General features: G+C 46.8%; 12 protein-coding genes. 9 read left to right on the top strand and 3 right to left on the bottom strand.

Annotated elements, in window-relative coordinates:
• Positions 1-80: 80 nt before the first annotated feature.
• The 4 genes from ACE3MZ_RS13875 to ACE3MZ_RS13860 all read left to right on the top strand — a co-directional run bounded on the left by ACE3MZ_RS13875 (position 81) and on the right by ACE3MZ_RS13860 (position 2478).
• Positions 81-923: a methyl-accepting chemotaxis protein gene (locus ACE3MZ_RS13875; RefSeq protein WP_411342750.1), complete on the top strand. Its 843-nt coding sequence runs from the start codon at positions 81-83 to the stop codon at positions 921-923.
• A gap of 227 nt (positions 924-1150) precedes the next feature.
• Positions 1151-1474, top strand: coding sequence for a hypothetical protein (locus ACE3MZ_RS13870; protein ID WP_411342749.1), 324 nt, complete (start codon positions 1151-1153; stop codon positions 1472-1474).
• Positions 1475-1550: 76 nt separating this feature from the next.
• Entirely contained in the window at positions 1551-1910 is a 360-nt protein-coding gene (locus ACE3MZ_RS13865; protein ID WP_411342748.1) for a hypothetical protein, read from the top strand.
• A 43-nt stretch (positions 1911-1953) separates the two neighbouring features.
• Positions 1954-2478, top strand: coding sequence for a hypothetical protein (locus ACE3MZ_RS13860; RefSeq protein ID WP_411342747.1), 525 nt, complete (start codon positions 1954-1956; stop codon positions 2476-2478).
• Between the two features lie 259 nt (positions 2479-2737).
• On the opposite strand, the gene ACE3MZ_RS13855 is transcribed toward ACE3MZ_RS13860, so the two are convergent.
• The 3 genes from ACE3MZ_RS13855 to ACE3MZ_RS13845 are packed head-to-tail and all read right to left on the bottom strand — an operon-like array spanning position 2738 to position 5811.
• Entirely contained in the window at positions 2738-3613 is an 876-nt protein-coding gene (locus ACE3MZ_RS13855; RefSeq protein WP_411342746.1) for a carbohydrate ABC transporter permease, read from the bottom strand.
• Positions 3610-4467 carry a carbohydrate ABC transporter permease gene (locus tag ACE3MZ_RS13850; protein ID WP_411342745.1) on the bottom strand — a complete coding sequence of 286 codons (858 nt, stop codon included), beginning with the start codon at positions 4465-4467 and terminating at the stop codon, positions 3610-3612. The genes ACE3MZ_RS13855 and ACE3MZ_RS13850 overlap by 4 nt, the downstream gene beginning before the upstream one ends.
• Before the next feature lie 48 nt (positions 4468-4515).
• Complete coding sequence (locus ACE3MZ_RS13845; RefSeq protein ID WP_411342744.1) at positions 4516-5811, bottom strand: ABC transporter substrate-binding protein; 1296 nt, start codon at positions 5809-5811, stop codon at positions 4516-4518.
• A 280-nt stretch (positions 5812-6091) separates the two neighbouring features.
• On the opposite strand from ACE3MZ_RS13845, the gene ACE3MZ_RS13840 reads away from it, so the two are divergent.
• The 5 genes from ACE3MZ_RS13840 to ACE3MZ_RS13820 all read left to right on the top strand — a co-directional run bounded on the left by ACE3MZ_RS13840 (position 6092) and on the right by ACE3MZ_RS13820 (position 13254).
• Complete coding sequence (locus ACE3MZ_RS13840) at positions 6092-7192, top strand: GntR family transcriptional regulator (RefSeq protein WP_411342743.1); 1101 nt, start codon at positions 6092-6094, stop codon at positions 7190-7192.
• A gap of 204 nt (positions 7193-7396) precedes the next feature.
• On the top strand, positions 7397-7708 hold the full coding sequence (locus ACE3MZ_RS13835) for a hypothetical protein (protein WP_411342742.1): 312 nt from the start codon (positions 7397-7399) through the stop codon (positions 7706-7708).
• A 252-nt stretch (positions 7709-7960) separates the two neighbouring features.
• Positions 7961-8611, top strand: a complete 651-nt coding sequence (locus ACE3MZ_RS13830; RefSeq protein ID WP_411342741.1) for a TetR/AcrR family transcriptional regulator — start codon at positions 7961-7963, stop codon at positions 8609-8611.
• A gap of 43 nt (positions 8612-8654) precedes the next feature.
• A complete protein-coding gene (locus tag ACE3MZ_RS13825; RefSeq protein ID WP_411342740.1) occupies positions 8655-10127 on the top strand; it encodes an efflux RND transporter periplasmic adaptor subunit in 1473 nt (490 codons plus the stop codon).
• A complete protein-coding gene (locus tag ACE3MZ_RS13820) occupies positions 10120-13254 on the top strand; it encodes an efflux RND transporter permease subunit (protein WP_411342739.1) in 3135 nt (1044 codons plus the stop codon). The genes ACE3MZ_RS13825 and ACE3MZ_RS13820 overlap by 8 nt, the downstream gene beginning before the upstream one ends.
• Positions 13255-13273 lie beyond the last annotated feature (19 nt).

Here is a 13273-nt window from a genome sequence, read left to right as displayed (position 1 = left end):
CACCGCAGGATCTCACTGCATAGCCGTATGCCTTATGCTAAATTGGTAACTGAAATATAAATAGGTAGGAGTGGGTCATTGTGAGTCGTCAGCCGGTTTATGATTTTGAAAAGTTACAGGAAGCGTTGCAGATTTCGCTACCGATTATTCAGCAGTTGTTTCCGATGGATGTGATGTTTGCGTTTGCGGATACGGAGAAGTTTTTGAACTATTATCCGGGTAAGAAGCTGAATATTGGTCTAAAAGAAGGGCAAACGATCCCGCAGCAGAGTGGGTTGCGGCGAGCACTTACTAACGGGGAATTTTTGAGTACGGATGTGGGAACGGAAGTATACGGCTTTCCTTTCAAATCGACGACCGTTCCGCTCAAGGATGACCATGGCAAAGTGCAGGGTGTGCTGACGATGGGCATTAGCTTGGAGAATCAGCAGGTGCTCACGCAAGCCGCAGAGAATCTGGCAGTCAGTTCGGGGGAAGTACGTTCGGCAACGGACAGTATCGCGACAACAGCGACGGAATTGAATCAGGAGATTCAACAGCTCAAAGAACTCGGTAGTCAGATCGTGGGCGAGTTGAAGAAGACGGACGAGATGTTGAGTTTTATCAAGCAGGTGGCGGACAATTCGCGACTACTTAGTATTAACGCCTCGATTGAAGCGGCACATGCGGGCGAACATGGTAGCGGTTTCGGCGTAGTTGCTACCGAAATTCGCAAAATGGCGGATTCCAGCGCATCGTCAGCCAAAGACATTGAACAGATTTTGAAAACGATTCAGCAGAGCATTGCCAAGTTGGACAGTACATTGGTGGATTGCTTTGAACAAAGTGAACAACAAGCAGCAGCAACAGAGCAAATCGCGGCTTCGATGGAACAATTAGCAGGATCGGCAGAAGATATTCGGAATATTGCACGGTTGATCTGATTGTCGGGACAAGTAAATGGATAAATCGGCGTCTGTAGTGGGATTTGCGCTACAGGCGCTTTTATGATGGTTATCCAATGCACGCTGATGAACAGGGCAAAATTTGACTTCATATAACAGCCACCACTATAATACGTAATCGTCAGGGCGATAAATGGTTAATGAACCAATAGATTTCAGAAAAGAGCATGATCAATTACGAATTTCTGTAAATGGAGGTATAGACCATGAGTGAGATGGGTAAGCTTTTTGACGATTACGAATATGTAACAGAACGGTATACGATTATCGGGGAATGGGAAATCTGGGTGCAGCATGCGAAGTTAGGTAAGACGCGTCTGGCTGTCCGTATTAAGCAAGGGCGGGATGAGTTGTATTACCACGACGTCAGCCACTTTTACCAGCCGGGCAAAGAATCGGCACCAGATGTACTGGAACAGACCGGGCAACACGCGCCAGAAGCAGCGATTCGTCATGCAATGAATCAGGTGTTTACGAATTTCCGTCCAGATGATGCGAAGGCGGAATGGATTGTGAATGAGAATTTTTGATATTTGATAATAAAATAATCTGAACTGCCGGGTGTGGGGAACTGCATCCGGTGTTTGTACATAGAGAGGGGATGCTATGCGGCGAATACACTGGTCTGTAAAAGTTTTGTTAATTATGCTGGTAGTAGGGGGAGCATATGTTGGTACGGAGTATAGTTTATCTAGGCATGAGAAAACAGGTATTTATCCCAATGTGAAACGAATACTTGCAGGTGCGCCTGTTGTAACTGCATATGGCGGGCATGCACTGAATTATGTGGATACGGTGCAAGCGGAAATGGATGATTTAGAGAAGTTTGTATATGGAGATGGGATGTATAAGGATCGTTTGTATAAAGCAAATAGAACTCCGGATAAGCCGCCATACATATTTTTAAGAAAAGAAGGCAACACGTACTACAAATATAAGTATCCGAGTTTTGCTTTAGGAGTATGATTTCATTATGTAAGCAGGATAAGGATGAAACAAAGAGGACATTATGAGAAAAGTAATTGTACCGATCATTGCTTTGATTTTGATCATGTTGATTTTGACATTTTACAAGTTTCCTAAAGAAATACATGTGACTCGTTCCGCTGTTCAATTTATTGAGAATCAGTCTGAATCTGCAAAACAGACGTCAGTGAAGATTGATGGACATTTATATCGTCCGTATTTCGGGAAAACTACTTTTGAAGGTACAGTTGTTATTGATTCTATGCCTTTTTCCAAACATGATACTATGTTAGAAATGGTAGTTTCCAACGAGAATAACAACATATATCAAGGGAATTTGACGTATCAATCGAACCAGGCTCCTTATATGATTTCTAATCAGGGCTTGATCTGGGTTGATAAGGATTTTAAGAATATTAACATATGGGGATCTGAGCAATGGCTTGATGAAGGTGATTCTACCAACCCACTATACATTGTAGCTCCGGCTTCTCATTTGGATGAAGCTGTAAATGTACAGTCTCAAATGCGTTCGTCGTTTGGCGAAGACTTTGTTCCTAAATTGTAATCCAATATTTATACAAATATTTATCGCTCAGGTGTCGTATTAAACAATACCACCTTTGAACAGCTATTAAATGATGTGGGTGGAACATTAACCACTTGGAGTATTATTTCTCTAGTAGTCGGGATCATATATTTGATCTTTGCTGAATTGAAAGGAAATAAAAAAGACTAATCAAAAAGAGTCGCTATATGATATAGCGACTCTTTTTGATTTATAGCGATAGTGTCTCTGATTCATTTTAGATACATTGTATCCCACCCTAACCCTTCACAGCCCCAGCAGTCACACCGCCGATAATCCATTTTTGCGCAAATAAATAGAACAGCATGATCGGGATCATCGACAGGATAATCGCAGCGAACGCCATATTCACCTGTGACGTATACTCCCCAAAAAACTGAAACTGCACTAGCGGCAGCGTCGATGCTTCCTTCTTCTGCACCAGAATCATCGACACGACAAAGTCGTTCCAAGCCCCAAGCGCACTCAGCACCAGAATAGTCGAATTGATCGGCTTAAGCAGCGGGAAGATGATGCTGATAAATGTCCGATACCGCGATGCCCCATCCAGTACCGCTGATTCTTCTAATTCCTTCGGCACGGTCTTGATAAAGCCTACGTACAGAAAGGCAAAGTACCCGATCTGCACCCCGGTTAGTGCAATGATTAGACCCGGAATCGTGTTTAGTAGACTTAGCTCGCTCCACGTCTTGTACAGCGGGAACATCAATACCTGAAACGGCAGCATAATACTGGACATAAACATATAATAGAAAAAGGTGTACATTTTCGTCTTATTCCGTGCAATGACATACGCTGCCATCGAGCAGACGGCGATCGTCAGCGCGACCGTGCCTACCGTGGTCAGTACACTATTGCGAAGTGCGAGGAAGAAGTTAGATGCTTCAATCGCCTGTGCATAGTTTGACCAAGCGATATGGGTTGGGAAGGATAACGGGCTTTGTGCGGTTTCGACCGGTGTTTTGATCGAATAGACGACCGCGATGTAGAACGGGAACAGGAACAATAGACCGATCACATACAACATGGCAATCCGCAGCAGATGCGTCCACGAACGGCGCGGACGTGGTTCTTCCGCTGCCATGGCGGGAACGCCGGTATGGGTGGAGTTCAATATTCCACTTCCTTTCTGCGGAAATAGCTAGTAATGAAGACGGTAACGATCAGGATAAAGATGAATAGTACAAGTGCTGCCATCTGCCCGTAACCTGCCATGAAGTACGGAAATTCATAGTTGTACACATACATCGCCAGCGTCTGGGAAGATGTACCCGGACCACCCTTGGTAGCGACCATCGGGTAATCAAACTGACGTAGCCCGGTGCCGATCCAGAGCGGGATACAGTAGGTGAAGGCAGGCAGCAGCAGCGGCACGGTAATGCGGCTGAACTGTTTCACACTACTAGCACCGTCGATACGCGCTGATTCGTAGATATCCTTCGGAATCGTCTGTAAACCGGCGTAATAGATCACCATCGCCAGACCGATTTCTTTCCAAATACAGATGATGGCGATTCCCAGCATAACAGTAGACGGATTACCAAGCAGTCCACCGCTCGTCTGAAACAGAATTGGGAAGATATCGCTGTAAATGTACCGCCAGATGATCGCTGCCAGTACGAGGCTGATCACCATTGGCATGAAGATAAAGCTTTTCAGCAGATTGACGCCGCGGAAGCGCGTATTGAGTGCAACCGCTAGTAGCAAGCCAAACACATTAATACATAGTGTAGTCACGATGGTGAAGAACAGCGTATTTTTCACCGGTGCTAGCAGTTCAGGATCGGTAAACAGTAATTGTAGATTCCGCAGTCCAACGTAATCATAGCTAGTAGCGATGCCATCCCAGTTGGTGAAGGCGATATTCAGACCGCGGACAAACGGGAAGACAACGACCAGTCCGAAAAAGAGCAGTGCCGGGACGACAAAGGAGAATTTTACCCATTCATCCCGCAGTCGATGCGTCATAACATTCACCTCCGTGATCATTCATTATGTCTTGCAATATCTATCGTCTTACCGCATCCGGTTGATGCGTGAGAAGTCATCGTCTAGCTTTTGCAGCAGTTCGTCTACGCTGCGAGTTGCTGGATCGGAGACGAGGAAGAAGGTGAGATCCTGCCCAAACGTCGTATCGTATTGACCGTACCAGAGTGGTTTCACCTGATTGTTGATCACTTTGCCTGTTTGGAAAATATCTTGGAACTCCTTAGCAATGAGATCTTGTTCCTTCGGCTTGATATCGTCGGAGATGGTGCTGATCGTCTGTACGCCATCTGCCCAGATTTGCGCACCTTCATCTGAAGCCATAAATTCGAAGAACTGCTTGGCAACATCCTGATGCTGTGAATGTGCGCCGATCATCCATGTATCGTCGGTAGAGTACGTCATTACGTTCTCATCCGCATTGTCAGTTGCCGGGTACATGAACACGCCGAAGTTACCTTCCGGGTTGTAGCTGCGAATCGTTCCAATTGCGAAGCTACCCATAATATCCATCGCCGCTTTGCCTTGAGCAAAATATTGCAGCGAGCGGTCATAGTCGATATCGCGTGCATCGGTATTGGCATAACTGCTCAGCTCATTCAATCGTTGCAGGAAGTCACGATAGCCAGGAATATCGGAGAATTTCTTGTCACCTGCCATAATTTGACCCGGATAATCTGGATTGTCTTTGAGCAGATTGCCGAACATATCAGGGAACATAAAGCTCATGTACGATGCGCCGTCTTTCCACGAAGCTGCGAATGGAGTGATGCCTTTGGATTGCAGTGTTTTGGCGGCTTGCACCAGGTCGGAGTATGTTTTGGGAACTTCTACGCCAGCTTTTTTGAATAGGTCTTTGTTGTAGATGACGGCGTTGGTCATCAGATCAATGGGCAGACCATATACTTTGCCTTCATACGAAACGTTGGGCAGGTAGTCGGATTTTACTTTTTTCATAAACGGTTCATTGGACAGATCGAGGAACGCACCGGACTTGGTAATATCGACCATGCCTTGCGGACGTCCGAAAATGATGTCAGGCTGATCATCGGCAGCGACTTTCATCTTGATATTGTCGTTGTACTTATCTACCGGCATGACTTGTACGTCAAAGGTAATATTCGGATGCAGCTCGGTAAAGCGGTCAGTCAGCTTTTTGAATGTGTCGACTTTGGGCTTCTCAACCATGTAATGCGTGACCGACAGGGTGATTTTGGCATTCGGATCACTGGTGGACGAGCCGGTCTGGGAAGCGGAGTTGCCGCAGCCTGCCAGAGTGAGGGAGCCGGCGAGTAGCAGGGTAAGCAGAAGTCCGGTTGTTTTCATAACAAACCTCCATCGTAATTTTGTAAGCGCTTCATTCACGTATTATAAATCGCAATTTTTTCAATTTATATAATCAATTGGTTATAAATTTATAAAAAATATATTTTTTGTTACGGTTAAACTTTTATATTGAAAGCGTTAACACTTTGTAAGATAATGTCAGCATTATCTATTATTTTTTTGTGAAAAGAATACGATTGCGTTGGAATGTAGTTGATAAGCACGTTTTTGCGAAGGGTTATATGACGTTGTTATGTTGAAGAAAGTGAGGTGAATAGATGTGAAGAAACTGCCACTCTACAAGCAGATCAAACAGCATGTGCAGCAGAAGATACGTTCTGGCGAGCTGCGCTATCGTGATCGTGTGCCATCTGAGCAAGAGATGATGGAGGAGTATCAGGTTAGCAAAATTACAGTCAAAAATGCGATGATTGAGCTTGCTGAAGAGGGCTGGGTGAAACGAATTCAGGGGAAAGGAACCTTTGTCTCCTTGGAGCCGGGAACACGCATATCCGGTATATTGTCGGAGGAGATGAATGTTCCTCTGAAAAGTAATCCAGTAGCATTATCACCAGTCATCGGTCTGATCATTCCAACGATGAAGACGCGGGTCATTCAGCGACTGGTGGACTATACAGAGTATTATGCGAATCAGGCAGGGTACCAGCTTATTTTGCACATTACTCGTGAGTCGGCGGTGAATGAGACAGAGGCAATCCGTATGCTCGTGGCTAGGCAGGTACGCGGGATGATCGTCTTCCCGACGGAGGATGAGAAATACAGCGAATCGCTGCTGCGACTGTCATTGGACAAGTTTCCGTTTATTTTCATGGATCGGTATTTGCGCAATATTGAGACGTATCGGGTAACGTCGGATAATTTCACGGGCGCTTACCGAACAGTATCATATTTGCTGGAAAAGGGTCATCGGCATATTGCGCTTATTTCGCCGGATAATACGAATACAGCGATTCAGGATCGGACAATTGGGATGGAACATGCGTATATGGATCAGCATATTTCGATTGACAAAAACTTGCTCTGTCATGTGCCGTTGGACATTTTACGGACAGCGGGAGCACAACAGTATGTGAGTGCGTTTTTGCGTAAATATCCGTATGTGACGGCGATCTTCGCGTTAACAGCGGAAGCAGCGGAGCTGACGCATTCATCACTGCATGAATTGGGACGAGATGGTGTAACCGAAATGATCTCCTTCGATGATTCGGGATTGCCCGGTGTAAGCTGCATTGTACAGGATGAACAGAGTATGGCAGAGTGGGCGGTTCAGTTATTACATGCGCAGATGGAAGGCGAGTATGAGCCACACGAGCATATTGTACCGGTTCAATTTTCATTTCTTGCTCCACTATCACGTTAAAACGTAATTAGAAAAATTTTGTCAAATTGTTCTGTTTACTTAACTTGTTTGCTTATATAAAAATAAACGTAGTAAAATTATTACATTACATCCAGATTCAATTGCATTGTGCTGAGGTGAATAATTTGAAAGAGTGATTTTCAAGTTGGGGGGAGGCTTAATTGACTGACATATTTGAATTGATAGAGGAGGGAATTCGCAACCATGGATTGGAAAGAAGAAATTACCCAGCGCTATCTGAAGCATAAGAGCTTTGGCGAAGAGGTAAGCGATTTGTTAAAGCATCTACTTGATGAGCTACAAGAGCAGGGAGTGCCGACCAAATGCAATCTGTCTAGTCATTATCCATTGGAGTGGAGCGTAACGATTGGAATGAACAATTTTACGGTCAAAGGTAATGATATTTATAAAAGCAAAGAAGTCTATGATGGGAACGGATTTATCCACAATCATAATAAGGATACAAAAGAAGTACTTCAAGAGTTGCTAGTGGAACAATATACGAGAACGTTTTGAGAGAGCGCCTGCGGGCGCTTTTTTTGTGCATGAATAAAGGAATACTTACACCAGTCCATATGATCTTATAGTCTGCATGTCAGATGAATGTGTTAGCAGCTCAAACATAAATACATATGAGGTTTGCAATCTGGAAATCGTCATGCTATATTTTGACCATAGAACTGAAATGGTTTTTTAGTCATTTTTGTTACGAAGTCAATTTCTATATAGAGATAGGCAAAACAATCAACCGCTGAGGGGGATGAGCATATGCCGGAACTTGAACAGGAGCAGGAGCGAATCAGCGTTTCATTTATGCTGGATTATATACCGATAGGAGCGAGCACAAGTATGAGCAATCACCGTCAGGATGAGAAATACGCCAAAATTATCAATACATCCAGAGAGGTATTTTCCACACTCGGCTATAAAGGAACGACCGTAGAGCGGATCGCCAAAAGTGCCGGAATTAGTAAAGGTTCGATCTATCTGTATTTTGAGACAAAAGAAGATATTCTCAGCGCGATTATCGATAGTTGTGTGCAGGATATGATCGAGCGGGTAGAGGTGGAATTGAGTTCGGAAGGGACACCGGAAGAGCGATTGTACCGCGCCATTTATGCAGCGATTATGAGTCGACGTCATTACAGTCTGATGGATAAATTATCTCAGGAAGCGAGGGAATTTGGTACACCTGCACCGAAACATGCGCTAGATCAGATGGATGAAGCGACGATGCGCTCGGTGATGACCTTATTGCAAAAAGCAGTAGAGCAGCAATTGGTGCAAATCGACGATATTCGCCTGACTGCCTTCGTGCTGGGGCATCTGTATCATTCCTTGACGACAGAGTGGGAACGATATTATGAGCCGCTGAGCGATGAACAAATCTTCAATACGATCCGTCGTTTTCTCGTCTAAGGAATATTTTTTTTGATATAAACAGGCAGGAGGAAGTAGAAGCATGAGAAACAAATATGTATCATGGTTCGCTGCACCGGTAGCATTGACGGTGTTGCTGGCGGGTTGTTCGGCGGAACAGACTGTACCGGCGGCAGTGAATCCGGTATCGGTAACAACGGTGAAGCAGGTGCCGTTGACAGCGGTGTATGATCTGTCCGGGACGTTGCAAGCATTGGAGGAATCGCCGGTTTCATTTGAACTTGGCGGCACGGTATCATCGCTCTCAGTCGATGTGGGCGATTCTGTGAATAAAGGTACAACCTTGTCCATACTGGACACTGCCGATCTTGACCTGAAAGTCAGCGAAGCACAGCAAGCAGTCAGTCAGGCGCAGGCAGGTGTAAAAGGTGCGCAAGCATCGCTCAGCAATGCTCAGGCGGTGCGTTCCGCTGCGCTGGCAGGTGTTGCTTCTGCCAATGCGCAGGTCGAGAGCGCGCGCAGTCAGGAGCAGGGGGTTGTGGATGGAGCGCGTGAGCAGGAGAAAGCGCAGGCGCGCAATGCCGTCAGCAAGGCACAAACGGCGTATAATCAGGCAGAATCTGCGGAAAAACGTGCACAAAGTCTATATGATAACGGGTTGCTCACTCAACAGGAGAATGAGCAGGCGCAGACAACATTTGCTACCGCAAAGGATAGTTTACAAGATGCGCAGGAGCAATTATCCCTCGTGCTGGAAGGCGCGAGCAGCTCCGATCGTTCCAAAGCGGCGGCAGCTGTAAAACAAGCACAGGTTGGCGTACAGTCGGCACAAGCAAGCGTCGAGCAGGCAAGTGCTGGCTTGCAGCAAGCGCAGGCAGGCATTGAACAGGCACAGGCAAGTGTCGATCAGGCGCAGGTCGGTCTGGATCAAGCACAATTGGCACGCTCCAAAGCCAGTCTGAACGCACCGACAAGCGGCGTGATTTTGGAGAAAAACATCGCCGTTGGACAAACGGTTGCCGCAGGCAGTCCTGCTTTTACAATCGGTGAGATTACGAAGTTGAAGGTGCTGTTACCGATTCCAGATGAAGACATTAGCAGCTGGAAAAAGGGGCAACAGGTGAGCATCAGTCTGTATGACCAGCAGCGCACCGGTACGGTGACTAGCATCTATCCGCAGACCAATGACAATACGGGTACGATCAGCGCCCAAGTCCAGATTGCCAATCCACAGCGTGACTGGAAACCCGGTCAGGTCGTCAAAGCATCGCGTCAGGTGCAGGCGGAGAAAGGCATTATGGTGCCAGTCGAAGCGGTCGTTAGCACGAATGACGAACCGTATGTGTTCAAAGAGGTCAAAGGCAAAGCTGTGCGCACCTCGGTGAAAACGGGTGCCATTTACAACAATCAGCTCGTCATCACTAGCGGTCTGAAAGCCGGTGATATCGTAGTGACTTCCGGAGCGGATCGACTGTTCGAGGGCGATACGATTGATACAACTTCATCTTCGTTCGATGCGGCAGCTACTCAGCAGAAGGACGGCAGCAATGATTAAGTATATCGTTCGCAAACGCAAAATTACGATTCTGTTCTTCATTATGTTGATTCTGATCGGCGTATTCAGCGCATCACAACTGCCGCGTCAGCTCATGCCTGATATTGTCGTGAAGCAGGCAACGGTAACGACTGTATATGCTGGAGCGACGCCGGAGCTGGTAGAGACGACAGTAACGCGGGTACTGGAATCGAAGATCAAGGAAGTATCCAATCTGAAGACGGTCACTTCCACCTCCAGTGCAGGCGTATCCAGTATTATCGTGGAGACGCAGCCAACTGCCGATGCGCCAACCGTCTGGAGCGAGCTGCGTAAAAAGGTCGAAGACGCGAAGGCGGATCTACCGGACGGCGCAGATGCACCGATCATCAATGATAATTTGACCAAATCATTTGTACAGGCATTTGCTATTTATGGTCCTGATCTCAAAGGACTGGAAAGTATGCAAAACCTGATGGATGACTGGCGCGATCAGCTGCGTTCGGTCGAAGGTGTGACGGACGTAACGATTAACGGTCTGCCAGAACGTCAAGTACGTATCGATGCGGACATGGCAAAGCTACAACAATTCGGCATTCCATGGGAATCGGTTATGCAGGCGGTACAATCGGAAAATGACCGTGTGCCAACCGGTACACTTGATTATGGCGACCGCAGTTATCAGCTAACCGTGCCTGCCAATCATGAAGCAAGCACCTTGGAGAACGTCGTAGTCTTCCGTTCACAGCAAGGAACGCCGGTCTATCTCAAGGATGTTGCCACTGTTACGATGACCAATGAAAAAGCGGAGTACTTGAGTTATTACAATGGTCAGCCGTCTATCTCGCTGCTTATTAACAGCGAAATTGGTTCGGATGTGCCAAGTGTATACAATAGCGTTAATGCCAAGATGGATCAATTGAAGCTGACACTACCAGCTGATGCGAAGATCACGTCGCTATTTGCTCAGAAAAATGAAACTGATCGAATCTTCAACAATCTGCTACATGAGACGATGATCGCTATCGCGGTAGTCGTTATTGTCTGTATGCTCGGCTTGAATCTGCTCACTTCCTCGTTCGTTGCACTGGCGATACCGATCTCGGTAGCGATGGCGATGATTATATTGCCGTCGATGGGCATTACGCTCAATCAGGTGACGGTAGTCGGACTCATTATCGTACTCGGGATTCTGGTTGATGATGCAGTTGTAGTAAATGACAATATTGAACGACGCTTGACCGTGCTGCGAGAGAATCCACATGATGCGTCGATTCGCGGGACAAAGGAAGTGGCGCTGTCGATTTTGACGGCAACGCTATCTACAATTGCTGCCTTTGCGCCGCTAATGTTCTTAACTGGGGATGTCGGTTCATTTATCAAGCCGATTCCGGTCGTTATCTCACTGGCAATGCTGGCATCCATGGCGATGTCGCTGACGATCATCCCAATCTTCCGCGAATGGTATGAACGTCGTCAATTGCTGCGCGGCAAGAAGCGTCGCAATGACAAGCCTGCTGGCTTACTGGGCAAGCAGATTCAGCAGGCGACGGATTGGTATGCACATCGTATGATGCCGGGGGTGCTCAAGCATCCGCTGTTTATCGGATTGCTGGGCTTGATCATCAGTACGGCGATCTACGGATTGGTTGCTTTTACACCAGTGCAGTTATTTCCTAAATCGACCAATGCGGAGCTGACTATCGATATGACGATGCCAACTGGTTCTTCTTTTGAGGATACCGACAAAACGGTACGTGATATGGCAAAATGGGTGCAGCAGCAGTCTGGTGTGCAGACGGTATCGTACTCAGCAGGCGGTTCGGCTCCGCCGCTCTTTTATAACATTACCAATGTAGCAACCTATGGCACGAACAAGGCGGAGATTCTGCTCAAAGGTGATAATACGCTGCTCAACAGTACACAGGCGGTGAATGAATGGCCTGCATTGCTCAAGCAGAAATTCCCGCAGGTCAGTCTATCGATCAAGCAGACGGAGCTAGGGATTCCAGTCGGTAAGCCGGTATCGATTCGCATTACTGGTACGGATCTGGAAGAACTGCGTAAGCTGACTGATCAGGTGAAAAATGTCGTTGCTGGTGTCAGTGGTACAGGCAATATTAGCGATACGATGGGCATTCAGAGCTATACGCTGGACTTCGAAGTGAATAAGGCGGCGCTGGATCGCTATAATGTCACATATGAGAGTCTGACTCGAACGCTGCTCATGATGGGTACAGGTGTGAGTGCAGGAGATTTTGACAATGGACGCGATCTGGTAGATATCAAAATCTTCATGAAAGATGCGTCTACGGTTGATCCATCGGTGCTGTTCCAGCAAGTAAATGTGACGAGTGCGGACAATGTGCAGGTGCCGCTATCACAGCTAGTTACGATCAATCCGTCATTTTCCATTAAGCAGATTAGTCATTACAATCTGTCACGGGTCAATACGATTGAAGCAGATGTTAACGGTCGTACGGCTACGGAAGTGATGCAGGATGTAAGTGCAGGGATGAATCAGATTCAATTTCCGCAAGGCTACACGTGGGAAACTGGTGGGGAAACGTCCAAGCAATCAGATATTTTCGCCGATCTCGGTCGATTGTTCGCGATTGTCGTTGTGTTGATCTTCATTCTGATTGCGATGCAGTTTTACTCCATGTGGATTCCGCTAATCGTCATGACTACTGTCTATCTCGCAGCGGCGGGCGGTGTGCTTGGTCTATTCATCAGCCAGACGCCGATTGGTTTCATGTCGATTATGGGTGTTATCTCGCTCGCCGGGATCGTCGTGCGGAACGGGATCGTATTGATCGAATTTATCGAGGATGCGCGGCATGAAGGCATGGAGATGAAAGAAGCGATTATTCAAGCCGCTTCCGCTCGTTTCCGTCCGATTCTGCTCACTTCGCTGGCAGCGATTGTGGCGCTACTGCCGATGGCAACAGTCGGAGAAGAATTGTTCCGTCCGCTGGCGATTGCGATTGTGTTCGGACTAGTGTTTTCCACCGTATTAACGCTATTCGTTGTGCCATCGTTGTATATGGTATTGGCGAGTGGTGTAGACAAACGTCAAGCACGCAAAGCGGAAAAGGAAGCGGTACTGGAGCAGCGAATGCATGAGGAATATGGAGATCATTCATAAGGGGAATAGGTACACTAGA

Origin of the sequence: Paenibacillus sp. WLX1005 (assembly GCF_046603685.1) — a bacterium.
GTDB lineage: Bacteria > Bacillota > Bacilli > Paenibacillales > Paenibacillaceae > Saccharibacillus.
Note: the sequence above shows the minus strand (reverse complement) of the source record. Positions and strands in the feature narration are given on the sequence as shown.

Excerpts from the sequence above, each read along its gene's own strand:
- ACE3MZ_RS13870 (WP_411342749.1), top strand. The coding sequence starts at position 1,151 with ATGAGTGAGATGGGTAAGCTTTTTGACGATTACGAATATGTAACAGAA.
- ACE3MZ_RS13865 (WP_411342748.1), top strand. The coding sequence starts at position 1,551 with ATGCGGCGAATACACTGGTCTGTAAAAGTTTTGTTAATTATGCTGGTA.
- ACE3MZ_RS13860 (WP_411342747.1), top strand. The coding sequence starts at position 1,954 with ATGAGAAAAGTAATTGTACCGATCATTGCTTTGATTTTGATCATGTTG.
- ACE3MZ_RS13850 (WP_411342745.1), bottom strand. The coding sequence starts at position 4,467 with ATGACGCATCGACTGCGGGATGAATGGGTAAAATTCTCCTTTGTCGTC.
- ACE3MZ_RS13845 (WP_411342744.1), bottom strand. The coding sequence starts at position 5,811 with ATGAAAACAACCGGACTTCTGCTTACCCTGCTACTCGCCGGCTCCCTC.
- ACE3MZ_RS13835 (WP_411342742.1), top strand. The coding sequence starts at position 7,397 with ATGGATTGGAAAGAAGAAATTACCCAGCGCTATCTGAAGCATAAGAGC.
- ACE3MZ_RS13830 (WP_411342741.1), top strand. The coding sequence starts at position 7,961 with ATGCCGGAACTTGAACAGGAGCAGGAGCGAATCAGCGTTTCATTTATG.
- ACE3MZ_RS13825 (WP_411342740.1), top strand. The coding sequence starts at position 8,655 with ATGAGAAACAAATATGTATCATGGTTCGCTGCACCGGTAGCATTGACG.
- ACE3MZ_RS13820 (WP_411342739.1), top strand. The coding sequence starts at position 10,120 with ATGATTAAGTATATCGTTCGCAAACGCAAAATTACGATTCTGTTCTTC.